The 26,457-nt window shown below is 40.6% G+C and carries 21 protein-coding genes and 3 pseudogenes; 12 read left to right on the forward strand and 12 right to left on the reverse strand.

Annotated features, from left to right (window positions below; all coding sequences use genetic code 11):
- The 6 genes from WN50_RS15220 to WN50_RS15245 all read right to left on the reverse strand — a co-directional run bounded on the left by WN50_RS15220 (position 1) and on the right by WN50_RS15245 (position 6,003).
- Entirely contained in the window at positions 1–594 is a 594-nt protein-coding gene (locus tag WN50_RS15220) for a VOC family protein (protein ID WP_046279671.1), read from the reverse strand.
- A gap of 286 nt (positions 595–880) precedes the next feature.
- Positions 881–1,879 (reverse strand): tRNA 5-methoxyuridine(34)/uridine 5-oxyacetic acid(34) synthase CmoB, encoded by a 999-nt coding sequence (gene cmoB / locus WN50_RS15225; protein ID WP_235440976.1) that lies wholly within the window; start codon positions 1,877–1,879, stop codon positions 881–883.
- 228 nt (positions 1,880–2,107) lie between these two features.
- The gene (gene cmoA / locus WN50_RS15230; RefSeq protein WP_046279672.1) at positions 2,108–2,869 is read right to left on the reverse strand and encodes a carboxy-S-adenosyl-L-methionine synthase CmoA; all 762 of its coding nucleotides are present in this window, start codon (positions 2,867–2,869) and stop codon (positions 2,108–2,110) included.
- 3 nt (positions 2,870–2,872) lie between these two features.
- Positions 2,873–3,592, reverse strand: a complete 720-nt coding sequence (locus tag WN50_RS15235) for a tRNA1(Val) (adenine(37)-N6)-methyltransferase (protein ID WP_046279673.1) — start codon at positions 3,590–3,592, stop codon at positions 2,873–2,875.
- Positions 3,585–4,763: a U32 family peptidase gene (locus tag WN50_RS15240; RefSeq protein WP_046279674.1), complete on the reverse strand. Its 1,179-nt coding sequence runs from the start codon at positions 4,761–4,763 to the stop codon at positions 3,585–3,587. The genes WN50_RS15235 and WN50_RS15240 overlap by 8 nt, the downstream gene beginning before the upstream one ends.
- A 7-nt stretch (positions 4,764–4,770) precedes the next feature.
- Entirely contained in the window at positions 4,771–6,003 is a 1,233-nt protein-coding gene (locus tag WN50_RS15245) for a peptidase U32 family protein (protein WP_046279675.1), read from the reverse strand.
- 104 nt (positions 6,004–6,107) lie between these two features.
- Between WN50_RS15245 and WN50_RS15250 the strand changes: the two genes are divergently transcribed.
- The 3 genes from WN50_RS15250 to WN50_RS15260 all read left to right on the forward strand — a co-directional run bounded on the left by WN50_RS15250 (position 6,108) and on the right by WN50_RS15260 (position 9,219).
- Entirely contained in the window at positions 6,108–7,565 is a 1,458-nt protein-coding gene (locus tag WN50_RS15250; protein ID WP_046279676.1) for an aminotransferase class I/II-fold pyridoxal phosphate-dependent enzyme, read from the forward strand.
- 61 nt (positions 7,566–7,626) lie between these two features.
- On the forward strand, positions 7,627–8,229 hold the full coding sequence (gene cbiT / locus WN50_RS15255; RefSeq protein WP_046279677.1) for a precorrin-6Y C5,15-methyltransferase subunit CbiT: 603 nt from the start codon (positions 7,627–7,629) through the stop codon (positions 8,227–8,229).
- A 99-nt stretch (positions 8,230–8,328) separates the two neighbouring features.
- Positions 8,329–9,219, forward strand: coding sequence for a phosphatidate cytidylyltransferase (locus tag WN50_RS15260; RefSeq protein WP_046279678.1), 891 nt, complete (start codon positions 8,329–8,331; stop codon positions 9,217–9,219).
- A 41-nt stretch (positions 9,220–9,260) separates the two neighbouring features.
- Here the strand turns inward: WN50_RS15260 and tnpA are convergent.
- Positions 9,261–9,657 (reverse strand): annotated as a pseudogene (gene tnpA, locus WN50_RS15265) (IS200/IS605 family transposase); the annotation flags it as partial.
- Between the two features lie 167 nt (positions 9,658–9,824).
- Between tnpA and WN50_RS15270 the strand changes: the two are divergent.
- The 4 genes and pseudogenes from WN50_RS15270 to WN50_RS15285 form a co-directional block, all read left to right on the forward strand.
- Positions 9,825–10,067 (forward strand): annotated as a pseudogene (locus WN50_RS15270) (hypothetical protein); the annotation flags it as partial.
- 113 nt (positions 10,068–10,180) lie between these two features.
- A pseudogene (locus tag WN50_RS15275) lies at positions 10,181–11,071 on the forward strand (RNA-guided endonuclease InsQ/TnpB family protein); the annotation flags it as partial.
- 355 nt (positions 11,072–11,426) lie between these two features.
- The gene (locus WN50_RS15280; RefSeq protein ID WP_046280442.1) at positions 11,427–13,853 is read left to right on the forward strand and encodes a response regulator; all 2,427 of its coding nucleotides are present in this window, start codon (positions 11,427–11,429) and stop codon (positions 13,851–13,853) included.
- Between the two features lie 396 nt (positions 13,854–14,249).
- Positions 14,250–14,627, forward strand: coding sequence for a response regulator (locus WN50_RS15285; protein WP_046280446.1), 378 nt, complete (start codon positions 14,250–14,252; stop codon positions 14,625–14,627).
- 143 nt (positions 14,628–14,770) lie between these two features.
- Here WN50_RS15285 and WN50_RS15290 read toward each other — a convergent pair whose 3' ends face one another.
- From WN50_RS15290 to WN50_RS15300, 3 genes are all read right to left on the reverse strand, one after another.
- A complete protein-coding gene (locus tag WN50_RS15290; protein ID WP_046280441.1) occupies positions 14,771–15,838 on the reverse strand; it encodes a putative bifunctional diguanylate cyclase/phosphodiesterase in 1,068 nt (355 codons plus the stop codon).
- A 250-nt stretch (positions 15,839–16,088) separates the two neighbouring features.
- The gene (locus WN50_RS15295) at positions 16,089–17,318 is read right to left on the reverse strand and encodes a response regulator (protein WP_049559696.1); all 1,230 of its coding nucleotides are present in this window, start codon (positions 17,316–17,318) and stop codon (positions 16,089–16,091) included.
- The gene (locus WN50_RS15300) at positions 17,318–18,457 is read right to left on the reverse strand and encodes a sensor histidine kinase (protein WP_049559699.1); all 1,140 of its coding nucleotides are present in this window, start codon (positions 18,455–18,457) and stop codon (positions 17,318–17,320) included. The genes WN50_RS15295 and WN50_RS15300 overlap by 1 nt, the downstream gene beginning before the upstream one ends.
- A 189-nt stretch (positions 18,458–18,646) precedes the next feature.
- Between WN50_RS15300 and WN50_RS15305 the strand changes: the two genes are divergently transcribed.
- Both WN50_RS15305 and WN50_RS33415 read left to right on the forward strand, forming a co-directional pair.
- Positions 18,647–19,069 (forward strand): response regulator, encoded by a 423-nt coding sequence (locus WN50_RS15305; RefSeq protein ID WP_046280440.1) that lies wholly within the window; start codon positions 18,647–18,649, stop codon positions 19,067–19,069.
- Positions 19,070–19,117: 48 nt separating this feature from the next.
- Positions 19,118–21,559 carry a PAS domain S-box protein gene (locus tag WN50_RS33415; RefSeq protein WP_049559702.1) on the forward strand — a complete coding sequence of 814 codons (2,442 nt, stop codon included), beginning with the start codon at positions 19,118–19,120 and terminating at the stop codon, positions 21,557–21,559.
- Positions 21,560–21,566: 7 nt separating this feature from the next.
- On the opposite strand, the gene WN50_RS15315 is transcribed toward WN50_RS33415, so the two are convergent.
- Positions 21,567–22,280 (reverse strand): Uma2 family endonuclease, encoded by a 714-nt coding sequence (locus tag WN50_RS15315; protein WP_235440977.1) that lies wholly within the window; start codon positions 22,278–22,280, stop codon positions 21,567–21,569.
- Positions 22,281–22,358: 78 nt separating this feature from the next.
- Between WN50_RS15315 and WN50_RS15320 the strand changes: the two genes are divergently transcribed.
- Positions 22,359–23,621 (forward strand): glycoside hydrolase family 10-like protein, encoded by a 1,263-nt coding sequence (locus WN50_RS15320; protein ID WP_049559705.1) that lies wholly within the window; start codon positions 22,359–22,361, stop codon positions 23,619–23,621.
- 49 nt (positions 23,622–23,670) lie between these two features.
- On the opposite strand, the gene WN50_RS15325 is transcribed toward WN50_RS15320, so the two are convergent.
- Positions 23,671–24,990, reverse strand: coding sequence for a hypothetical protein (locus tag WN50_RS15325; RefSeq protein ID WP_046280001.1), 1,320 nt, complete (start codon positions 24,988–24,990; stop codon positions 23,671–23,673).
- Positions 24,991–25,452: 462 nt separating this feature from the next.
- Between WN50_RS15325 and WN50_RS15330 the strand changes: the two genes are divergently transcribed.
- Both WN50_RS15330 and gatC read left to right on the forward strand, forming a co-directional pair.
- On the forward strand, positions 25,453–25,974 hold the full coding sequence (locus tag WN50_RS15330) for a photosystem I assembly protein Ycf3 (RefSeq protein WP_046280002.1): 522 nt from the start codon (positions 25,453–25,455) through the stop codon (positions 25,972–25,974).
- Positions 25,975–26,069: 95 nt separating this feature from the next.
- Positions 26,070–26,360 carry an Asp-tRNA(Asn)/Glu-tRNA(Gln) amidotransferase subunit GatC gene (gatC, locus tag WN50_RS15335; RefSeq protein WP_046280018.1) on the forward strand — a complete coding sequence of 97 codons (291 nt, stop codon included), beginning with the start codon at positions 26,070–26,072 and terminating at the stop codon, positions 26,358–26,360.
- Positions 26,361–26,457 lie beyond the last annotated feature (97 nt).

The raw sequence follows: 26,457 nt of genomic DNA on the forward strand, positions 1-26,457 counted from the left end.
CTAATTCTTGACTTCTGACATTTCTACAACACGTCCGTCTAAATCTTTGACTAGAAAATTAAGGGGTTTTTCACTGCGAATTTTAAATTTTACGCCGCGTGTTTGTACTCGCATTAAGATTTGTTCTAAACAGTCGTGATCGAAACAAACATGACGATGACGGTTTTTCGGGCCATAGCTTGCACCACTAATGATGTGTAACTGAGTATTTTTCATTAATTGATACCATAAACCCTCAGAACTACCCAACTCAGAAGAGGTCCTCGAAGGAGTGGCGAGGCTTGTAGACATATAGAGGGGATCAATTCCTGTTGCTCCTAGTGTTTGCTCATAGTTGTAATAATAGTGCAGGGGAACATCTGCAACGGGCATATCGAGCAAGCCTTCGTAAAACTGTCGGGCAACGTTAAGATCGCTCACCATAATGGTATGTACTTTCGGCGCACTGGTGAGAAACATCCACATAGCCCCAGCATAGGCGGCAAGCAGCATCACCATTACACCTTGAGTCGAGAAGATACTGTCAAGTGCAGGGAAAAAGGCACTCAAGGGGAAATGGGGCAGGGAAAAATCAATCAGACGAATGGCTAGCATGAATGATATAAATGTAAACTAGACTTAACAGTGGGGTTGGCAGAGAGAGTAACGCCCAAATGTCTGGCTAATTCTAATGTTAACAAAAAGTTATCCAAACACGTCGGGTTTGGGGAGCCATACAACGAAGTTCTCGCCTATCGAGGATCTTGGTAACTTAAAAAATTACTAGACCCCAGAGAGGGAGGGTCATATCAATAGTAGCCATGACTGAACTGATCGTTTCCTTTATTATAGCGCTACTGTGACAAACAAATTGGGGATAAAGTCGTTGATTCCCACTGAGTTAATCTTTGTGAGCAATCACATAATAACGCCAAGGTGCGGGATAACCTTCTATCGTTAATGAAGGATTTTCTGGATCTAGAAATTCCGATAAACTCTCAATATTTGCCCAACTTGTGCGGCGTTGTTCTTGAGTTGAAAGCGGTTCAGCAAAAAAACAATTGACGTTCGTAAAACCTGCCCGATTGATCCAATTTTCGAGTGCTAATTGAGTGGGCAAAAACCAAATTCCTCGCGCCTGTGCATAACGTTTTTCAGGGGTGAGTGCAACAGGTAAATCTCCCGGTATTCCCTGACAGTCAATAATAATTTCTCCCGTTTTTTTCAGAGATTTATGCAGTTTTCGCAGTAAACCCACAGGATCAGTATGATGATACAAAATCCCTAAACAGAAAATTGTATCAAAAAAATCAGGATAAAGGTCAATATGTTCGACACCTAAAAGTTCAAAATGAAGCATTTCCTGTTGAACAATATTCTGAAATAATTGAAAATTCCAGAAATGTTTAGCATAGGGTTCAAACCCAACTACACAAGCTGGGTTTTGATGCGCCATTCTCAACATAAAATAACCATTATGACAGCCAATATCAGCGATTTTTTTATCTGTTAAAGGTAGAATATGGGGTAAAATTCGCTGCCATTTCCAATCCGAACGCCATTCGGCATCAATCAAAGTTCCAAACAGTTCAAACGGCCCTTTTTTCCAGGGACAGAACGTTTTGATGGTTTGATAAAATCGTTGCTGTTCTTCGGGAGAGAGTTCATCCGCTTCACCAATTTTCACCACCGAATCTGCAAAGTTAAACTTATTGGTTTGAATATCTCTAACCGCTTTAACCGCTTGATAATAGGGCTGATTTTTAGCCTCAAATCGTTGTATTTGTCGTTTTTGACGAATGTCTAAAATTGTTTCCCGTTCAATCAGATCACTGTATTCTTCAAGATAGTCAGGCGCAACATAGCCAATATTTTCATCTAACATTTTAGATCGATACATTTACAGATTCATCTATCTTAGAGTAGCTTAAGTTGACATTTATAGCAATCAGCAGGGAGCCTGTTTACAACTTCTTTGTGTTCTTGGTGTCTTGGTGGTTAAATTAGCCTGGCTGCTATCCAACTCAACAAAATTAATCAAAAAGTGAATCCTGTAGACAGAATTGAGAAAAATAACGAGTTTACCCCTGAGTATGAGAAATTAAGATGTTTTAGGTTAACGCAGAAACTAAGCCGATTTTAAAGCCACAAATGAAATAAAGTTATGCAGTTTAATAATAGAGTCAACCTGTTCAAAACCACTTTCCTGTAACATGGCAATTTGTTCATTTTCAGTTAACGGAATTAAGACGTTTTCGAGTGCTTCTTTCTTGCGTTCAATTTCATTTTTGGCGTAACCATTACGAGTTTTAAAGGCTTCATAGTGTCGGGTAATTGTTTCTTGAAATAGGGGAGAAGCTGATCGAATTTTTTCACTGAGAAAGAACAAGCCACCCGGAACTAAACCTTCATAGATTTTTCGCAGTAACTTTTGACGTTGATGTAGGGGTAAAAACTGTAATGTATAGTTCATTACCACAACACTACTTTGATGAAATGAACAGTTTTCGGCTTGATTACAAATTAGTTCAATTTGATGAATTTTAGAGATTTCAGCTAACTTTGCTGAGGCTTTTTCTAACATCGCTTGAGAACTATCTATCCCCACTAAGGTTGCAGGTTGCTTCAGAAAACGTCCGAGTAATTCTAAAAAAGTTCCTGTTGAACAACCAATATCAATCACTTTTGTTCCCTCTTGATAATAGGCTAAACTCCAATGCGCCGCACAAGCAACCACCTCTCGATACAGAGGAACGGAACGAGACACCATATCATCAAAAACCCGCACCACTTCTTCATTAAATACAAAAGGTTTGGGCCAGGTTCCTTTCTCAAAAAGTTCGTCTTTTTCGGAACTAAAATAGAGTTCAGTATTGAATAAATCGCTCATTTTTTAATACTTGAGATAAAAATCTTTAACTAAATCAATGAACTCTTGTGTGTAAATATGTCTATCAGTTTCAATTGTTAGAGTATTTTCTGCATAGTTGTTTGAGTTGAGACTAAATTCCATTAAAATTCGCTTGACTGAACTTGTCGGAGTCGGTTTAACAAACAGCTTTTTATTACAAAAAAGACTCAGTTTTTGAGCCATCTTTTGAAAACTGTTCGCCGCTTCTGTGGGATAAATAACCGCTAACCGTCCATCCTCTTTTAAAAGCTGTTTGGCGACGTTTAATAAATCTATCGGTGACAAAAGATCCGTATGTCGCGCCACTGTTCTCGCTGGTTTAGAGGCTTTAGAGGCATTCTCAAAAAAAGGAGGATTTGAGATCATTAAATTATATCGCATTGAACAACAGTTTGTATAGTCCTGAATAGAAAGATGATAGATTTTAACTCGTTCTTTCCAAGGTGATAATGCAACATTTTCTTTCGCTTGAATACATGAACGTTCATCAATTTCTACTGCGTCTATTTTCGCCATTGAACGTTGCGCCAGCATTAACGCTATCAAACCCGTCCCTGTACCAATATCTAATATATTCTCAGTCTTTTCAACCTCTGTCCAGGCGCCTAAAAGTACACCATCGGTTCCCACTTTCATCGCACAACGATCTTGAAAAATCGTAAACTGTTTAAACTGAAAATAAGGATTTGAACATCTAGCCATTCTCTATTTTACCTAAAAGTACAGCACCTGGCATCGCTTTTTTAAACCAATTGGTAATCAAAATTTGTTCGCCGTCGCATTTTGTTATTACTTCCGCTTTTAAATTGCGAAATTCTAGTTCCTCTGGAAGTTCTCGTTCTTCACCTGTTGGCAAAATTAAAGCATGAATTTGTGAAAACTCAAAGGGTTGTAACGCATAAAAAATAACAGCAGTTTTGCTTTCCACCGCTACAATTTCTGCCAGCCCTATTTCATTGCGATATTCAGACAATTTCGCCTTTGACTTCATGCGATGAAAAATAGAAGTCGTGCGGTTCGCTTTAAAAAAAGGTGCGCGAATAGGTTTAGGCCATTGAGTTTTTAGTGTTGTTGGGTTTTCTAAGATTTGCTGACAAATATTATCGATATTTACTGCAACATTATCAGCTTGGCTTAAATGTCTTAAGTCTAAACGAACCGTCTGTAAACCCGCCTTTTCTAACGAGGCTAACTGATCTAAAATAAACTGATCCTTATCCAAAAACATCAACGTACCATGTACCGTTTCTAACGTTGGAAAAGGTCGATTTTGAGTTTCTTCAGATGCAACAGTTGTTTCGATATAACGAATTTCTTCTGAACTGTTAACCGATAAATGTTGGGCTAACAAAGAACGAGGAGAATAAAACAGCAAAATTCGCCCCACGCCTAAAATTTCACAAGCAACAGGAAGCTTTTGACAATATTCTATCAGTTGTTGTTCGGGAAGTTCTATCGATAAAATTAACCGTTCTAGGGAACCAGAAAGAACTTCACACCACCCGAGTAAGGCTTCAAAATTATGATTTCCCGTTTCTACAATAAGCTGTATTTTAAGCTTCGGAAAATTGGTTTTCACCCACCAAGCTGCACCCGGATCACAAACTCGAATTGCTGAAAAGATGTTAAAATTAACTGGGGTCAGTTTTTGACAGATTTCTATCATCATCTGTTCTGTCATTAAAATATCCCAAACTAACACCGGATGCAGTGAACGGTTAACCGCTTCCAAGGCGAGAAATTCTACAGTTTCAAGCGAAAGTTTACCTTGACGCGCTAATAGTAAAGGTTCAAGTAAAACCTCTTGTAAATTCGGCGCATGAACACACCGTTCTAAATCAGCAATAGATGAGACAAAGGTGTTAAATTGCATTAAAAATCTAAGAATAAGTGACTAATTCAGCTTGAACAAGGGTATTTTGTTGGGCGAGTCGAATGACCGTTAATTTTGTAATATTCTGTAGAATATTAACCCTCGGAATACAGACAACACTATCTTTTTGGATGCTGTTTAAACGTTCCCCTGTGACTGAAAACAGTTGAGTTATTTTCCAGTTAATAATCTCTCCTTGCGGTGGAATAATGTCAATTTCATCTCCCACTGCTAAAGGTTCTAATAACTGAATTGCCAAATAATTAGGTGTTGTATCAATAACAATCCCCAAATATTCGTGAGTTCCGCGATTATTTCCCGACAATTGACCAAATACAGAATCACTATCAGCCGGATTTTCTAAGGAACCCGAAGAATAATCCCGATGAGGAATTGATTCTAAATTTTTCGCAATTTTATCAATTAATTCAGGTGTTACTGTTCCCTCAACATAAGCATCAATCAGTTGTCGATAGGCTTTACACGTCATCGCAACATAAAAAGAAGACTTCATGCGTCCTTCTATTTTCAAAGAACAAATTTTATGTTGAAAAAACTCGGCGATTTGATGAACTCCCCACAAATCTTTTGAAGACATAAACGTGATCGGATTTTCCTCTTGATTTTCAAGTTTATAAGGTAATCGACAAGATTGTATACAACCCCCTCGATTAGAATCTCGACCTGCGGTAAAATTAGAAATCGTGCAGTGACCCGAATAAGCCATACACATCGCCCCATGAATAAACATTTCAACATCAATCCCGCATTTTTCTCCGATTAAACCTGTTTCTGCAATACTCAATTCTCGGCCAACAATTAAACGTTTAACGCCAAATTGTTTCCAAAGTTCTGCGGCGGAAGAATTCAAACAAGAGGCTTGGGTTGAAAGATGAATATTCAGGTTAGAACTCTTGCGAACCACTCGTAAAACTCCTAAATCTGAAACAATGACCGCATCAATTCCAATCGATTCTAGAAACTGACAATAGTCTCCTAAACCGTCAAAATCGGCATCATGCAAAAAGGCATTTAAAGTCACATAAAGTTGAGCGTTATACTGATGAGCAAATTCTGCCCCCTGTTGCAAATCATAATCCGTAAAATTATCGGCCCGCGCCCGTAAACCATAGTTCTGTCCGCCCACATAAACCGCATCTGCACCATAAAGAATGGCAACTTTTAATCGTTCTAGATTTTTCGCTGGGGCTAGGAGTTCAGGTTTCCATTTGGTGATCATTTTTATTTTTTGTTAACTCCAATGGGTTCAATTTGTTCTACAATATATTTTAATCGATTCTCTAACCAGTCGGGCGAGTTTATCTAGAAATCATTGCATAAATAATGTTAGACCAAACAAAAGCCCCTTTAGTCGAAACACTACAAACCCTAGCGAACCGTCCTCACGCTGCTTTTTATGCACCCGGACATAAACAAGGACAGGGAATAAACCCTCTTTTGCAGACTGTTTTGGGTTCAAAAGTCTTTCGCGCAGACTTACCCGAATTACCCGAATTAGATAATTTATTTGCACCCGAAGGCGTTATTAAAGAAGCACAAGAACTCGCTGCCGAGGCATTTGGGGCTGAACAAACTTGGTTTTTAGTCAATGGTTCAACAAGCGGAATTATTGCGGCAATTTTAGCAACGTGTCGAACAGGCGATCAAATTATTGTACCGCGAAATGTACATCAATCTGTGATTTCTGGGTTAATCTTATCCGGGGCAATTCCTATCTTTATTCAACCCGAATATGATACTCATTGGGATCTCGCTTATAGTATTACGACTGACGCTCTTAAAGCCGCCCTAAATCAACATTCCGATGTCAAAGCCGTTCTTGCAGTTTATCCCACCTATCACGGCATTTGTGGAGAGATAAAACAACTTGCTGCAATCACTCATCAATACAATATTCCCCTACTCGTTGATGAAGCACACGGCCCCCATTTTCACTTTCATCCAGACTTTCCCATCGCCGCATTAACCGCAGGTGCAGATTTAGTTGTACAGTCTATTCATAAAGTATTAGGCGCAATGACACAAGCTTCAATGTTACACGTTCAAGGAAATAAAATTAATCTAAATCGCTTAAACCAAGCCTTACAAATGGTACAATCTAGTAGTCCGAATTATTTATTATTAGCCTCTCTTGATGCCGCTCGTCAACAGATGGCAACTCAAGGGCGATTTTTAATGGAACAAACGTTAAACTTAGCAGCAAAAGCGAGAATATTATTAGATAAAATCCCGAAAATTTCCGTTCTCGAACTCCCCAAAAGCAAACAAACATCCTTTACCGAATTAGACCCCACTCGCCTGACGATTAAAATTTCAGATTTGGGGTTAACAGGGTATCAAGCCGACGAGATTTTACATCAACAATTCAAAGTTACAGCCGAGTTACCCAGTTTAAAGCATTTAACGTTTATTATAAGTTTGGGCAATACAGAAGCCAATATTGAACAACTGGTGAGCGCTTTCACTCAACTGTCTACAATGGGCAATTTTCAAGTCGTCAACCCTGAATTTCCACTTCCGCCTGGGTTTTTACCTGCGATGCAACTTTCACCTCGGGAAGCCTTTGAGGCGGCAAGTCAGAGGCGAAGCGTTCAAGATTGTCTGGGTTGTATTAGCGCTGAAATCATCTGTCCCTATCCACCCGGAATTCCGATTTTAATGCCCGGTGAACAAATTACTCTAGAGGCAATTACCTATTTACAAAATATTTTAGCTGGAGGTGGAATTATTACCGGATGTAGCGATCCGACTCTGGAAACCCTAAAAATCTGCAAGCCGTAAGCCAGACAAAATAATCTTAGGGTCTATTCTTAATATGTATATCTCAGTTTCAAATTATTTTATGCCTTCCCAACTGTGGCCTTATATCACCCCCGGTATTCCCGATGAATTATTTGAACGTTTACCGGGTATTCCGATGAGTAAGCGAGAAGTTCGCTTATTATTAATATCTCACCTACGACTCCAAGCCGACTCCGTAGTATGGGATATTGGCGCCGGTACCGGAACCATTCCCGTCGAAATTGGGTTATTGTGTCCCCAAGGTAAAATTGTAGCCGTTGAACGAGACTCAGATGTTGCCAGTTTAATTCGCCAAAATTGCGATCGCTTTGAAGTACACAATGTAGAAATCGTAGAAGGAAGCGCCCCTGAGTGTCTAAAAGATTTATCAACCATCCCCCATCGAGTTTGTCTAGAAGGAGGGCGAGATATCAAAGCCATCTTGACAGAAGCTTGGAAATACTTGCAAACTGGAGGTCGAATTGTTGCCACCGCTTCTAACCTAGAGAGTCTCTATGGCATCTCAGAAGGCTTCGCCCAGTTACAAGTTCGGAATGTAGAAGTCGTTCAATCTTCCATTAACCGTTTAGAACGACGGGGAAGGAGTCAAAGTTTTGAAGCGATTAATCCCATGTTTATTTTAAGCGGCGAAAAACTCGATTAGGAAAAGTTGTAACTTGTTTACTCAATGCCGTCATACTTAAAGTTGGGGGGCGTAGTGGTTTAAGCCTTCAACCCAGCATCACGCCATATCATCTGCCTTATGTCTTGGTCTCGCGTCTTTAGTGGAATTGTTGCCATCACCGTCGCTCTCGGAATGATTCTTTGGGGAGGATGGTACTTTACCATTGGCTTTGGAATTATTATTTACCTGGGTCAACTCGAATATTTTCAGCTTGTCCGGGCAAAGGGAATTGAACCTGCGGGGAAAACCACCTTGGTTGTGAGTCAAGCCTTGCTGATTACGGCAGCTTTTGCCCCCAATTTAGTCGATGCAATGTTTGCCCTAGCTGGAACCCTAATCTGTTTTTACCTATTGTTTCAGCCCAAACTCTCCACAATTGCTGATATCGCCTCCTCAATTTTAGGACTATTCTATGGGGGTTATTTGCCGAGCTACTGGGTGCGATTGCGTGTGGGCATTGAACACCCTTCACTGTTAGTCAGTAGCGCGATGATCAACCCTCAACTCAACCTCGACTGGCATCAGTGGTTGACTCATCCGAATAATCTTCCGGTGGGATTAACCGCAACCTTACTGGCGTTTCTCTGCATTTGGGCGGCGGATATTGGGGCTTATATTGTCGGTAAGTTTTTCGGGCGGACTCGCCTCTCAGAGATTAGTCCCAAAAAAACCGTCGAAGGCGCTGTGTTTGGCGTAACTGGAAGTATCGTAGTTGCTATTACTGGGGCTTGGTATCTGCAATGGCCGGGTTTTCCTTGGTCGGGTGGGGCCTTGGGTTTATTGATTGGGATTGCCAGTTTACTCGGGGATTTAACCGAGTCGATGATGAAGCGGGATGCGGGAGTTAAAGATTCTGGACAACTGATTCCGGGTCATGGTGGAATATTAGATCGAGCCGATAGTTATGTATTTACCGCACCCTTGGTTTATTATTTCATCACGTTATTGTTACCCTTACTTTCTCGTTGATGGTTGACCAAAAAAATTGGGATACAAGCCCCGTCCGTGACTGACGGCTTTTCAAGATTGCTGAATATACTCTTTCAGCACTTCAATCGGTGCGCCTCCAACTGAACAAGCAAAGTAGGCAGGACTCCACAAAGCTTCTTTATGCGGTTTTGGGTATCCTGCCTGTCCGTATCTACGGCTAGAGACACCTTTGAGAGTGTTAACAATTTGGGACACTGAAAGTTTAGGCGGATACTCAATAATGGCGTGAATGTGGTCTGATTCTCCATTGAACTCCAATATTTGAAAGTTCATTTTTTTAGCCACTTCTCGGAAAGATTGATCTATTACTCTCAGCCTTTCATTGGTCAAAACAGGCTGACGATATTTGGTTACGCAGACCAAATGGGTGAGCAATGCTGTAACGCTATGCCTTTCGTGCCTTAAGTCTCTTGTCATTTTTGCAGACTCAGCTATAATCATGTAGTAGACCAATTATAGCTGAGTTCCGTGAAAGCCAGGTATCAATTCCGAATTTACCAAGAGAAGCAGGTTTAGAGCAAGGTCGTTCACGACGGATTATTTTATGCTAACATAAGTTTATCGTGGCTTGATGCCGATAATCTATGCTTGTGTATGAAATGAAGCTGCAAGGAACGCAATACCAGTACAGAAAGTTAGACGAAGCTATCCGTACTGGTAGGTTTGTTCGCAACAGCATCATTAAAGCATGGATAGACGGTCAAATCAAAAGTCGTAACGATGCTTATACCTACTGCAAACTACTGTCAGACAACCCGAGTTTTCCCTGGGTAAACAAACTCAATTCTATGGCTCGACAAGCACACGCAGAGAGAGCATGGGCATCAATTTAAAAACGGATAGAGAAGCGGAAGAACGGATTAACTTAACTGTAAAACCCATATATCTTGGCATCTCACAGATAGCTTAATCCGTTAAATCCTTATCCTATCTGTTTTAAATTGAGCGATTTTATCAAAATTGTCGGCAAAAAATACCGGGGAGGAAAGGCTTTCCCCAGTTCAAAAAGTACCAAGTCAGAGCTTCTGTTGAGTATAAGACATCGGGATGGAAACTTTCAGAAGATAGACGCTATTTAACGTTTTCTGATAAGTTTCAAGCAGGTACATTTAAACTTTGGGGAAGTCGAGATTTGCACTTCTATCAACTCCAACAAATTAAACGGGTTAGAGTGATTAGAAGACACGATGGGTATTATGCTCAATTTTTAATCGATCATACCAGAGAGGAAAACAAAGAACTCAGTAACAAACAAACAGGTTTGGATGTAGGTCTAAACCATTTCTACACCGATTCTTTTGGCTCACAGATAGACAACCCCCGCTTTTTAAGAAAAGACGAGCGACGAATTAAAAAGCTGCAACGTCGATTATCTCGAACAAAAAAGGGAAGTCAAAACCGCTCAAAAGCCAGAAATCGTTTAGGTAGAAAATATCTTAAGGTTTCACGCAGGCGTAATGATTGGGTTTGTAAATTAGCTCAACACGTCATACAGTCTAACGACTTGGTAGCGATAGAAAACCTACGGATACGCAATCTGGTTAAAAACCATCATTTAGCCAAGTCAATTAACGATGCTGCGAGGGTTCGATTTAGAGAATGGTTAGAATATTTTGGGAGGGTTTATGGGGTGACGGTGATTGCTGTTGAACCCGCATATACTTCTCAAAACTGCTCAAATTGCGGTGAGAAGGTTGTCAAAACTCTCAGCACCCGGACTCACAAATGTCCTCACTGTGGGTATGTAGCAGACCGAGATGAAAATGCCGCAAAAAATATTCTAAAATCTGCACTCAAACAGCTATCAAATCAAGAAACGGATAAGAAATAGATTAACGGATTAACTTGACTGTAAAACGCATAAATCTAGGCTTCTCACACGTAGCTTAATCCGTTTTTCCGCTTAATATCTGTTTTTAAAATACCGTCGGGCAGATGGAAATCAACGCCTCCCGAGAGACTGATCTCTGCTTAAGTGGGGAAACCCAGTTGAGTAAGTCAACTCATAGAAAGAGGAAACCCAAACAGTGATGTTTGGAATCTCCGTCGTTTACGGCGGAGAGGATGTCAAAAGCAGAATCAAACCGCTTCCACTTCACGGGAATCCGATGCAGTTTCCAGTTATTAGAAGTCGAAGCCGATTCATTTGCATCTATTCTAAGTTAACGATCTGAGGCTAAAATTTCATGCGGTTTTTAGTTGTAGAAGAAGATGAAGCACAAGCTCATCAAATCAAAGTAGCGCTCACAGAACAAGGCTATGTCGTCGATGTCGTTATCGATGGCGAACAGGGGTGGGCTTATGTGGAAACGTTCACCTATGACCTACTTTTAATCAATACTAGCCTGCGCGACCTCGATGGCATTGATTTATGTCGGTGTCTTCGCAATGAGGGCTATAGGGTCCCTATTCTGCTTTTAACGGTTCAAAACAGCAGCATCGATCAAGTCTCCTATTTAGAAGCCGGCGCCGATGATCACCTCGTTAAACCCTTTACTCGAACTGAACTATTTGCTCGTATTCGCGCTTTATTGCGTTCCCCTAGCAGAGCCAATGCTCCCCTACTCCATTGGAACGACTTACACCTTGATCCCGTCTCACGGGAAGTCACCTACCGACAAAAACCTCTATCCCTGTCGCCCAAAGAATACAGTCTGCTAGAACTGTTTCTTCGCAACCCAAAACGAGTTTTAACCCAAAGCGCCATTCTTGAACACCTTTGGTCTTTTGAAAGTCAGCCGAATGAACACACGGTACGAGCGCACGTTAAACGGTTGCGACGCAAGCTCCAAAGTGTCAACGCGGAGAAAATCATCGAAACGGTCTATGGAGTCGGTTATCGCCTCAAACCGCCTTCTCCAGAGCTGTCCAAACAACAGGCTGACATCGCCCCGGCGGAAAGTCCAGAAACACCAGCAGAACTGTTATCTGTCAAGTCTGCGGCTGATGTTTCCCAAGGATCGATCGCTCCATCTAGGGATCTCCCCGCATCCAGGGAACGATTTAAGACCATCATTTTCAATCGCATTCAGACTTTAGAAGAAACGATCAATAATGCTCAAACTTTCACCTCAGAACTGTGTGAAAATGCCGAACTGCAAGCCCACAAACTCGCAGGTTCCCTGGGAATTTTAGGTTTAAAATCCGCGTATCAACTCGCTCAAAACATTGAACAGTGCTTCATTGAAGCCCGTCAAAACCCTCAAACTCAGAGCTTGATCGACACTCTAAAAACATTGATTGCTCAACTCTACCAAGAACTCCAACATCCATTCGACGAGTTCGAGGAAAAAATACCTGTTCAAAGTGAGCAAGAATCAATCTCAGAACAACAAACGTCATTTCAAGTGTTAGTTGTTGATGATGATCTCGAACTCACCGAACAATTAAAACGAATTGCCATCCATTGGAATATCCAACTGAATGTCACGACTAAACTAGAAGAAGCTCGTGTTGCTTTGCGAGAAACTCCGCCTCATTTAGTCTTGCTTGATTTGGTTTTTCCCGATCATCAAGACGGGGGTTTTGTGTTGCTCGAAGAATTAAAATATCAGTTTCCCGAGTTACCTGTGTTGGTGTGGACGGTACGGGATGACATGAGCGATCGGGCTGCGGTGGCTCGTTTAGGGGGAAATGCTTTTTTATCGAAATCGGTTTCTTGTGATCAAGTTCTCGAAGCGATCAAAGATATTCTCCAGTCTACATCAACGGCTCCAACTAAAATTTTAGCAGTTGACGATGATCCGATCACACTCAACTGTTTACAAGAACTACTTCCTTCTTATGGTTTAGAATTAACCCTCTTAGATGATCCGCGTTTATTTTGGGAAACTCTGGAAAAAACCGGGCCAGATCTGCTGATTCTGGATTTAGAAATGCCTCATTTTAATGGAGTGGAATTGTGTAAAACGGTTCGCTCTGATCGCAGTTGGAATGCTTTACCGATTTTGTTTCTCTCGGCTCGCAAAGATCCGCAAACCATTCAACAAATTTATCAATTTGGAGCGGATGACTATATTTCAAAACCCTTTGCTGAAGCTGAATTAATTACTCGTATTTTTAACCGTTTAGATCGGATTCATCTGTTGCGAAGTTTAGCCGAAACTGATCCGATCACTGGTTTGGTAAACCGTCGTCGCTCTACCCATGATTTGCATCGATATTTGCATCTTTCACGCCGTCACTGTCAGCCGTTTTGCTTAGTTTTGATTGCTCTGGATTGTTTTCAAAGCATTAATAATCAGTATGGCTATACGGTTGGAGATAATCTGATGAGACAGTTCGGGCAAATTTTACAGCGTCAGTTCCGCGATGAGGATATTGTGGCGCATTGGGGCGGTGAGGAGTTTATCGTGGGATTGTATGGGAGTTATCAATCTGACGTTGCTAAACGAATTACTCAACTGCTAGAGTTAGTACAAATGACTGTTTTTCCAGTTGCTAATCATGTGCAGATTCAGATGACAATGAGCGCTGGAATTGCCGCCTATCCAGAAGATGGAATGGATTTATCGAGTTTGTATGCGGCTTCTAATGCGGCACTTTATCAAGCAAAAGCTGCTGGGGGAAATTGCTTTTTCACACCATCAAGCTACTCTCGCTCAACAGTCTGAACATTTACGCCTCAACGGGGTTTGTAGAGCGAAACTTTAACATTTCAGCTCTAGTACACCAAGGAGAAACTGGGTTTTTCAGCCATGATGTGCATAAGTCCTCTGTCTGATTCTCTATATCTAGTCAGGCTGAAACCCAGAAAGACAAAAATTGATCATTTATTTTTAACAGTACCAGGATTTAGGCCTCAACCGGGTTGATCGTCCCCGATGTGCGTAAGTCCTCAGTACATTGAACTTTTTGATCTCAAGCCTCAAATGGACTTCGATCTAAGAATGTGAAAAACTTGAGACCAATTTTGGGTTTTTCAATTCTTGATTTAAGTTAATAATAGAGCAGAAAATCACACATTTTATAGGAAAATACAACAGATTATGACAGATGAATTAAGAGAAATGAAACGACGAATCTTAGTGATTGATGATGAGGAGGATATTCGGGAACTGCTACAATTGAGTTTAGAAATGAGTAGTAGTTGGGAAGTGTTCACGGCAGGATCGGGTCAAGAAGGCTTAGAGATAGCCCTGACTTATCAGCCTGATGCGATTATCTTAGATGTCGTGATGCCCGAGATGGACGGGCCAGCAACCTTCAAACAATTGCAACAAAATCCCGCAACTCGGCATATCCCCGTTGTCCTGCTAACTGCCAAAGTGCAAGCGACTGAGCAACCCCGTTACACTCAACTGGGAGTGAAGGCGGTTCTCTCTAAATTGATTGATCCTCTCAGTTTTGCCGAGCAATTAGCAAGGGTTTTAGGTTGGTCCGTCTGATCTTCAAGTCAGGCAAAAATCAGGAAGTTTAGGCGAAATTTTATGAGAAACAAAAAGAATAGCACTGATTCTAAAAAATGGTTGATAATCAGCTCATTTTTTTAAAGATTTTCTCATGAATTGAGCTTTCTTTAATGGGTGTATCAATGACTCGAAAAGTGCTGGGATAGCAAGAGACTCGCGGCTTGACTATCTACAGGACGTGAAAATAAAAAGCCTTGAAGATAGGGACATCCCAACTGCTGGAGTTTAACCCAATCTTGTTCGGTTTCGACGCCTTCTGCTATGACTTCTACGTTTAAGCTATTGGCAAGCATCATAATCGCTTGGATCATATTCCATTTGCCCGATCTGACGAAAGAGTTATCAATTTTTAAAACATCAATCGGCCAGTCTTGTAAGCGAGAAAGGCTGGAGTAACCTGTACCAAAATCATCAATATGTAAACGAACGCCTTGCTGTTTTAAATTCTGCAAGTTGGCGATCGCGATGGTAGAATTTTCCAAAAAAGCACTTTCTGTAATCTCTAATTGTAAGCTTTTGCCATCTAAGTGAGTCTGTTGTAAAATCTCCTGCACTCGTTCACTCAAAAGCGGATCGGATAGTTGGAGAGTTGAGAGGTTAACACTGATGTTGAAAGAGGGATGTAAGGGAAATTCCTGTCGCCAAATTTCGAGTTGCTGACAAGCTTGATGCAGTACCCAGTCTCCGATGAGTTGAATGAGTCCAATTTCTTCGGCTAGGGGAATAAATTCTGCGGGTGTCACCCAACCTCGTCGAGGATGTCGCCAGCGAATTAAGGCTTCAAATCCTGTAATTAGAGCGTTTTCGGTAGAAACAATGGGTTGATAAAACAGGAGAAATTCATCTTGCTTTAAGGCTTTGTATAGGTCTTTTTCTAGACGAAAACGTTCGATGACTTCGAGTGATGAAAGAGAAGCGGATAGAGGTTGATTTTCAAGGATTTGTGTTAAACGAAGCAAGCGGTTTGTGTTATTGAGGGCAATGTCTAACAAACGCTGGCCTTTGGTAGATAAGTTGCCAAGCTGTCCGGTTTGTAAGAGTCGCAATGCTGCTTGAATTGAGGTGATCGGTGTGCGAAGTTCGTGACTAATCAATTGGTTAATATCTTCTAATGATGCTGTAGAGGTCGCCTCTAACTCAGCGTTAGGTTTCGATGGCTTTGAATGGGCTATTTTTATCAGGGTCATGAGGGTTCTCCAGATTTTAATGAGGGTTTTGTTTACATTACTCTGAAAATGGGAAAAAATATGACAAATGGGTTTTTTTGTTCACTTGTCCGGTCATTATCGATCACCCTGCTCTAATCATAGCTTTAAAAGCGGCTTTTCTAAATCCGTAGAAATTCGGAAAAGTTATAAGTTTTTTATACTTCTAATCTTAGTCTTGTTCATCTCTCTGATTGGTCTTAGATTCATCGAATGATTGAGAATCATAATATCACTCTACATCTAAATTTAATGTAAAGTAAAATGTAGCTCCTTGTCCTAGAACTGATTGCGCCCAAATTTTTCCCTGATGACGGTGAATAATTCGTTGAACGGTTGCTAAACCAATTCCTGTCCCCGGAAACTCTTGGGATGAATGTAAGCGTTGAAAGGGTTTAAAGAGTTGATCGACTTGACTCATCTCAAAACCTACGCCATTATCCTGCACAAAGTAAATGGTAGGAAGAGTCTGTTGAGAAGAATTGACTGGAGAGGTGCAAATTGGGGATCGGATTTTTCGTTCAGAGTCTAAAATCGTTTGAGGATCTGATAAAACTCCAAATTGAATGGAAGCTATTTTTTCTTGAGCTGTGTACTTCCAAGCATTCGCAATTAAATTTTCTAAAGCCACCTTTAAAAGCTGCTTATCCCCTTTAACTGTAAGATTCGGTGTAATCACAAAATTAACAGGACGTTCGGGATATTGCTGTTTAAACTCTTGATAAGTTGCGTGAACAATCTCACTTAAGTTAACTTGTTGAATACACATCTGATTTTTTTGAACTTGTGATAATCCCAATAAATTATCAATCAATCTATCCATCCGTTGAACCGCTTCTCGAATGCGTTTAATATAAGATATTCCCTTGGAATTGAGTTGCTCACTATACTCTTTTTCGAGAAAGCAGCTAAACCCATCAATACTTAATAAAGGCGATCTCAAATCGTGAGACACCGTATAACTAAAAGCTTCTAACTCGGCATTTAAAAACTCTAATTGTTGCGTGCGTCTTTCGAGTTCAGTATTCGCCGCTTCTAGCTGAATTTTTTGTTGTTTGAGTTGTTCTTGAGTGCGTTTTCGTTCAATCGCGTAGCAGAGAGAATAAACGAGCAAATCTCCAATCACTAGCTCTTTTTTTAGATAATCTTGGGCGCCGAGTCGCACGGCTTGAATCGCCATTTCTTCATCATTGAGTCCGGTTAAAACAACGATAGGTAAATGATTGGCTTTGGGCAAAATTCCGGTAAAGGTATCGAGTCCTTGACTATCGGGAAGAAATAAATCAAGCAAAATAATATCAAAATTTTGCTGATCTAAACTCAAAAAAGCCTCTTGCAATCCTTCAACCTGAGTGACTTTAAAGTGCATGGTTGTATGCCGCTTTTTCAAACTTTCTTGAATCAGAAAAGCATCTCCTGGATTATCTTCAACTAATAAAATTTTAATTAATTCTTGATACATCAAGGGTTCTCCGATGAACTCAATAGAGGGTTTATTTGAACAGAGCAAGGAATCGTAAAATAAAAAATTGAGCCTTGTTGAGTTTGGGAATCAACCCAAATACAACCCTGATGTAACTCAACAATTCTTTTGGCGATCGCTAATCCCATGCCAATCCCAGGGTAATCTCGTTGAGAGTGAAGACGCTGAAAAATATCAAAAATACAAGCATAATCCTTGGCATCAATCCCAATGCCATTATCTTGAACTGAAAACACCCAGACTTCAGCTTGAAGTTGAACGGCTATTTCTATTTTTGGCGGGCAAGCGCGGCAATATTTAATCGCATTTTCAATTAAAATTGTGAATAACTGAGTGAGTTGGGGGCTATCTGCGATTACCTTGGGTAAAGCGCTGGTCTTGATTTGTGTTTGAGTTTGAACAATCTCTAATTGTAGATGATTGATTGCTTCTTGTAGAGCGATATGAGCATCAATCAATTGGGGAGGTTGATGTCGTATTTTTAGACGAAAATAGACTAACAACCCATCTATCATCTGTTGCATTCGTCCAGCCGCATCAACCATAAAATGAATCATTTGATCGGCGCTAGAGTCGAGTTTTCCCCCATAGCGTTGTCTCAATAACTGGCTAAAGTTAACAACCATTCGCAACGGTTCTCGTAAGTCGTGAGCGATCCGATCCATTAACTGTTCAAGTTCAAGTTGTTGATCGTCAGATTTTGCTGAGGAGTAAGAGCGCCTCGAAACTGTTGGAATACAATTTTGCAGCGTCAACAACCCATAAAAACCTTCTCCTGCGATCGCCGAGATGGGAGTGAGCGAGACTTGTCCGAGAGAAGACGCTTCTGTGCTGTGACAGGCGGAACTCTTCCACTCGTTCAAGGGTACCGAAAAGTGAACTGAGCCTCCCTGCTGAAAGACTTGATAGCCGTAGGAGTGAAATTTCTGTGGGTTCAGTTGGTGAAAATGAGCAAATAATGGAGTTCCAACAATCTGCTGTTTGGGAATTTGTGTGTATTGTTCTAAGTAGCGGTTCCAAAACAATACGATCCAGTCTGATCGCAGCAAACATAAACCAACCGCAACAAAATCTAGAATATTATACTGTATGGTAACTGTTTCTATTTCATTATCCATTGGAATTGAACAGATGTTTAAACATTGACTGGATTGGTGGTATCAGGATTTTGTCTGTTTTTTGAGGTTCACCTCTGAGCAAAGTTATTTTTTTGACAGTTGAGGCAAATATTGATGGTCACAGGGGTCACTTCAATCTATATTAGATGTACATAACTGATTCTCAAAATAAACGGAAGGAAGTCTAACATGAATTATAACTCTTGTCCGGTCAGTCTTGAAATTCTTTTGGTTGAGGACAATCCCGGTGATATCTTTCTGACTCAGGAAACCCTGAAAAATTTAACAATACCGAACCATATACACATTGTTCGAGATGGAGAAGAAGCCCTGGCATTTCTCTATCAGCAAGATCCCTATAAAACTGCTCCTCGTCCCCATATTATTTTACTTGACTTGAATCTTCCTAAAAAAAATGGTCGAGAAGTTTTAGAAGCCATTAAAACCAATCTCAGTCTGAATCAAATTCCTGTTATTGTTCTAACGACTTCAGTCGCCGATGAGGAGATCCTCAAAAGTCATCATCTCCCGGCTAACTACTACATTCCCAAACCCTACGATTTGAGTCAATTTTCTCAGATTGTCCAGGCGATTGAAAGCTTGAGAGGATAAAACCTTAAACCCGATTTAACTCTATTCTAATTGATGATGAAGTTTTCAATGAATTTATTAACAGATTTTAATTTCTATTTAATTGCAAATAATATCTTAATTCTATTCAGCCTTGACTCAAAAATATCTGTAGTTTCAGATGCTTTGTTCACCCTAGCTTTAGGCTCATTATTCCTCACATTAGGGTATTGGATAAGCCAGGGAAAAGATTCACCCTTTAAACAAATTCTGGGCTTATTAAGCCTCCTGAGCATTTCGATGGGAACCCCTCATGTTGTCGCGATTTTAATCGGGTGGTGTGCGCTTAATCAAGGGTTGAATCTGATCAACGCAATGGCAGCCCTGATCTCTTGCTGGATAGTTTTCCAGATGATGTTTTACATCCCTAAAATTTTAGCAGTGCCGAGTTCTTATCAGTTAGAAGAAGCCAATCTTGCTCTACAACGAGAAATTTTAGAACGCCAACAAGCAGAAGCCGCTCTGAGGAACTCTGAAGAACTATTTCGAGCGACTTTTGAACGAGCCGCTATCGGTATTGCTCACGTCGGACTTCAAGGTGAATGGTTGCGAGTTAATCAGACGTTATGTGATCTGGTGGGCTACAGTCGTGAGGAATTGCTGCAACTGAGATGTCAAGATCTCACTGATTCTGATCGTCTCATTCATGCTTCTAATTCTGTTGATCGTCTTTTAAGCGGAGAAATTTCTAGTTGTTGCTTAGAAAGATGTTTGCTTCACAAAGAAGGGACTCAAGTGTGGGTTCATCTGTCTGTCTCATTAGTTCGAGATGTCAGTAACAAACCTGCTTATTTTATTGCGATACTGGAAGACATTACAACTCGCAAACAAACCGAAGCAGAAATACAAAAACTCAATCACGAACTCGAACAACGAGTTCAAGAGCGAACCGCTCAACTCCAACAGATTAATCGAAATTTAGAGTCTGAAATTAGCAAATGTAGCCTGATTGAAAATCAATTAAATGTGACTCAAGAACGACTTCAATTTTTGCTGAGTTCGAGTCCCGGCGCGATTTATACCTGCAAACCAAGCGGAGATTATGGCGCGACTTACATGAGTCAAACAATTTATTCGATTACAGGTTATCAGGCTTGGGAGTTTGTGGAAAATTCTCAATTTTGGGCGAATCACCTTCATCGAGAAGATTTTGAAAAAACGTTTAATCAGTTATTAAAGATTTCAAAAACAGAAACGGATATTCTAGAATACCGATTTCTGCACAAAAATGGTACTTATCGCTGGATACGGGATGAAGTGAAGTTAATTCGAGATCAAACCCATCAATCGACTGAGGTTATTGGCTATATGATTGATATTACCGAACGCAAACAAATAGAAGAAGCTTTGCGGGAAAGTGAAGAACGTTTTCGGTTAATGGCAAATAGTGCGCCTGTGTTAATTTGGATGGCTAATGCTGAGGGTGAATGTACTTTTTTTAATCAAGTTTGGCTAGATTTTACTGGACGAACTTTAGATCAAGAATTAGGAAAAGGCTGGCTTGCTGGTGTACATCCCGATGATGCTCGATATTTGCTGGAGAGTTGTTCTTCAAGACTTCAACACCGAGAGCATTTTATCATGGAGTTTCGTCTGAAACGTTGGGATGGAGAATATCGCTGGATTTTAAACCAAGCTGTTCCTCGAGTGACTCAAGATGAGCATTTTTCTGGATATATTGGTTCCTGTATTGATATTACTGAACGCAAACAAGCTGAAGAACAATTGTTTACTCTCAACCGAGAGTTACTTCTGTCGAACCGTGAACTTGAACAGTTTGCTTATGTGGCGTCTCACGACTTACAAGAACCCTTGAGAATGGTGAGTTTATTCTCCCAGTTATTGGCTCATAAATATCAGGATAATCTCGATGAAGATACTCAGACTTATATTCATTATATCGTGGATTCTGCCACCAGAATGCAACAACTGATCACCGATTTATTGGCTTACTCGCAAGTGGGAACCAGTAAGAGCAAAGGAAATTTTAAACTGATAGATTGTAATCAAGTTTTACAGCAAGTTTTGCAGAATCTCAAAATAGCGATCGCCGAATATAATGCTACTATTCATTTGGCTCCATTACCGACAGTGATTGCCGATGAACAACAGTTAGTGCTCTTGCTACAAAATCTGATTTGTAATGCCATCAAATATTGTCATCCTCAGATTTTACCTCAAGTTGAAATTGCCGTTCAATCCTTACCCGGAGAATGGTGTTTTAGCGTGCGAGATAATGGAATTGGGATTAAATCCGAACATTTTGAGCGAATTTTTAAGATTTTTCAACGCTTACATCATACTCAGGAATATCGAGGAACGGGTATGGGTTTGGCGATTTGTCAAAAAATTGTTGAACGTCATGGCGGGCGAATTTGGGTTGAGTCAGAAGTTGATCAAGGTTCAACGTTTTATTTTACAATTCCGATGTCAAAAAATTCCGGGATAACTGCACAAGAATTGATTCTTTAATGTTAGATTATTCTGGATTATGAGCGGTGATTAATTGCCGTTGAAAAGCTTGATGTTCGGCTGAGGCTAACCCCGTTTGCAAGGTGTTGATAACTTGAGACATTTCTCCGGCTAAAAGTGCTGAAACAGCTAACCACAATCCCGGAAATATCCGACTGCGAATGATTTCATTTTCGGGCATGAGGGAAATATAATCTCCGTCTTCTAAAACAAACCAATCCAATTTATGATCGCTGACTTGCCAAACAATATATTCCTTTACGCCATTGCGACGATAAGCCCGTTTTTTATCTCTTAAATCAATCGTTGCCGTACTCGCAGAAATCTCAGCAATGAGTTCCGGTGCGCCCTCAATATAACCATCATCACTCAGGCGAGATTGTCCCCCATATTGGCTATCAATCAGCAAAACAATATCAGGCTGGGGTTCGTTATCAAGATCTAATCGCACTGTAGGATTATCGCCCAAACGAACACCAGGAGTTGATATTTTGTAAGTCCCTAACCAAATCATTAAATCAGCATGAGGTTCAGCATGAGGTTCAAATCGTAAAGGTGAAGCCATATAAACAATTCCTTCAATCAGTTCAGCTTTTTTAATGTGAGGCATAGTGCTATAGCGTCGCTCAAATTCGGGGCGCGTTAGGGAGTCTCCATTTTCTAAAGGAGGAATGGAAACATTTCTTTTCTGTGTGTGTGAGATGGCTGTCATATTAGTCATCAGTCGTGAGTTGAACAAAACAAGCTAATCTTTGCTCTATTATAGAGTAAAATATATTCATCAACACAAGACTAAAGAATGATCAGAAAAAGACGAAAGCCCATTGATCTATTAACTTTTATTTTTTTTAGTTTATGCTTGATCTTTTCCCTGACTTGGACAAGCTTTTATCCAGCAGAAATCTCTCAAAGTTCTGTTGCCGCTCGTGATGAAATTCGAGGCGTTTGGATTACCAATGTCAACAGTGGAGTTTTATTTTTACCGGGTGGAATTCAACGAGCATTAGATCAACTTTCACAATTAAATTTTAATACCATTTATCCAGTCATCTGGAACCGAGGAACCACTTTCTATCCCAGTGCAAGCGCTCGTCGAGTCACAGGACGTTTTCAAGATAGACTCCTGAATTTAATGCACTTAGGAAAAGATACTTTATCAGAGATTGTTAGCAAAGGAAAACAACGAGATTTAAGAGTCATTCCTTGGTTTGAATATGGGTTGATGGCACCGATAAATTCTCAACTGGTTCAACGCCATCCCGAATGGATTACTTTACCGCAAAGTTATCAATTTTCAGCTATTCCCTCTCTCAAGGAATTAGAAGATGCTTTACTTCCAAATTATCCCCCCAGTAATCGAACTGCTGGCTGGTTTGGCATTAAAAATTTGTGGTTAAATCCCTTTCATCCTGAAGTTCAGAGATTTATAGAAGATTTAATTATTGAAGTGGTGATCAAATATGATATCGATGGGATACAATTTGATGATAACTTTGGAATGCCCATTGAACTTGGTTATGATTGGTTTACCCGCAAACTTTATAAACAAGAACATGAGGGTAAACTTCCTCCGAAAAATCCCGCCGATCCCGAGTGGATGCGTTGGCGGGCGGATAAAATCACAGCCTTTATGAAAACCTTACATGATCGGATAAAATCAGTGAAACCTGACTGTATGATTTCTCTGGCGCCAAACCCGAGCGAATTTGCTTATAATGAATCGCTACAAGACTGGCCAGCCTGGGTTAAACAGGGTTTAATAGAAGAGTTAATCTTGCAAGTCTATCGAGACAGTCCCAAAGCCTTTTTAAAGGAGTTAGAAGATCCGGCAGTCAAGGAAGTTCGGCGTAAAATTCCTGTAGGGATTGGCATTTTAAGCGGAACATTATCACACGCTGTTGAGATCAAACAAATTCAGCAACAAGTTCAAGACGTTCGCGATCGCAAATTTAAAGGAATTTCATTTTTTTACTGGGAAACGTTGTGGAGTTATTTGACTCCAGATGCACCCAGAGAACGTCGGAGAGTGTTTAAAACTTTATTTTCGCCTTCGCCCTCCTAACGTTCTAGGATTAATTCATGTCACTGATTCAAACTCAAACCCTGAAAATTCAAGAATTAGATTCATTCAATCGTTTTTGCCATTCAGCATCAATTTTATCCGTTTGTTCAAGTTCTTGTTCAATCAAATCCGATTCTGTCGTGTAGGCTAAATCTTTCTGAGTGATCACTGTTTCGGCAGCAAACTGACGAGCATAGCTCAGTTTTTGCTGTACAGAATTATCAGCTTGATTTAACAAAGCGACTCGTTCTTGTCGGTGATGATTGCGGACTTCTATTCTAGCGTTGCGCCATTTCATCAATAGATAACGCACCAAAGGAACGGTTAAAAATCCAATGCCATAAACCAATAAAAGAGGAAAAATTCCCTCGACAAATGCGACTAATCCTCCCAGGGTTTGAGCAATCGTACCCTCTCGTAATAAACTACCCAAAATGATCGCACCGACAATGTTAACAACTCCTAAACCTGCCGCTAACATGAGTTGACCCGAACTCGCTTGACTAAATTTCCACAACTGTTCTTTGAGATAACTAGAAATCGGTTGAGGACGATATTGAGTTGCTGTCATTTGCAACTCTGGAAAATGATAGACAAATTCACCTTCGGGACTGACTTTTGGATAGCCGTTAAACCGAGTCAAAACAGGCAACATATAGTCCTCGTATTCTTCCTGTTGACGGCTAATGTCATCAAGATAGGGTGCAACTTGTTCGGCAATAATTGCCCCTTGATTGTTGCGAATTAACGTAGCAATCGTTTTCCATCGCCATTCCTCTAAATTGGCATTCGGATTCCCCTCTCCAAACAAGAAAGAAAAGACCGATTCTAAAAAGTTGTATTGATCAGTTTGGGAAGTTCCCACACGCGGGCGTCGATGGGAGGAATAATCATCATAATCCCAATACAAAAACCAATACCAATTAGGGCCGAACCAAACGCGAGGAACAAAGAATATTCCCCCTCCGCCCTCACTACTTCCGCCCGAATCATCACCGTCTCGACTGGAATTAACCGCCATCAAAATCAGGGCAATGCTAACAAAAATTAGCACAATCGAAACTATCAGCAAAATCCCGAAGGAAATGCGGATGAGATAAAATAATACCCGCCAAACTTTTTCCCACCATTCCTGCAATTTTAACCGCCAAAACTTATTGCGGAGAATGCTACGAAAGTCCTGGGGAAATAGAAAGGCAATTTCCCCAGACTCGGCAACTTGCAGGTGTCCACCTGCATCAGAAGCAAGTGCTAGAAGTTGTTGTTGAGCGACATTAACATCAATTCCGGCTTGGGCGGCGACGTCCCCGGTGGTGACGCGATAGCCCAACTGCTCAACCGCTTTCATAATTGAAGGGTTTGGTATCATCGGCGTTGTTTCGCTCTCAAGCTATTCACTATCTATTTACAGTATAGATTTTTCAGCAATACTCAGAAAGAGCTACAGTAGACAATAGGCCATTTTCAGAGCGTGAACGCAGGTTGAGGTTAAACGGGAGCGGGAATTGGGACTGACTCTTTTCTAGAGCCGCCTTCAAAGCCAGCCCGGAGGCTATTCAACCGAGCGCTTTTTTTGTGGTAACATACAAAGTACCCAATTGAGGCTAGATGGGATCTCTCGGAGATGTAAGTCATACACTTAAACTCCGAAAAGCTCTCAATCAAAAATCTAAGTGTTTGTTTTAATTTGTAACATTTAGAGTTCGATTTGTTGTAGTTTTTAACCTGAATCAGACCGTGAGGTTTTCGTCTCAAAACCTTGGGACTTCAAGTTGACCAGTCGGTTTCATCCTGGGAATAACAAAACACTTAAAACTGGAGATTAGAGCCAATGCCAAGATCGCAACGCAACGACAATTTTATCGATAAAACCTTTACGGTGATGGCAGATATTATCCTCAAAATTATGCCCACGAATCAAAAAGCTAAAGAAGCTTTCGCCTATTATCGGGATGGAATGTCCGCTCAAGGTGATGGTGAATATGCAGAGGCTTTAGACAACTACTATGAAGCCCTCAAGCTCGAAGATGATCCCTATGATCGCAGCTACATTCTTTATAATATTGCCTTAATTCATACCAGTAATGGCGAACATGAAAAGGCATTAGAATATTATCGTCAAGCCATTGATCTTAATCCCCGGATGCCTCAAGCTTTGAATAATGTTGCGGTGATTTTTCACTATCAAGCCGAAAAAGAAAAAGAGGAAGGAAATGGGGACAAAGCTGAAGAATATTATCGTCAAGCGGCTGAATATTGGGTACAAGCGATTCGTCTCGCTCCCAATAACTATATTGAAGCACAAAACTGGCTCAAAACCACCGGACGCTCCAATATTGATGTCTATTTCTAAGTTTGATTTTGTTGATTTCAGTGGCTTGTCTAATGTCATCAATTAGCCCTGAAAAATTCTGGTTTTCTGATTGACTCTTTTCTCTTGATTTAATGATGATTGATCGCGAACAAGTCCGCAAAGTTGCTCATTTAGCTCGGCTAGAAGTCACGGCTGCTGAAGAAGAAAAGTTTACAACTGAACTCGGCAGCATTTTAGAATATTTTGAACAGCTTAAAGAACTCGACACCGAAAACGTTCCGCCAACAACCCGAGCAATTGATGTCAGTAATATTACCCGAGTTGATCAATTACAGCCCTATGAAAACCGAGATTCTCTATTAGGAAGTGCGCCGGAAGCTGATGGGGATTATTTTAAAGTTCCCCGGATTTTAAAAGAAGAATAGAGATGTAGGGGCAATTCATGAATTGCCCTTACCCATTAGTCCCATTTTAATTATTTTTTGTTCCCGAAACCAGTCCCTATATTATTGTCTGTACTCG

Source organism: Limnoraphis robusta CS-951 (assembly GCF_000972705.2).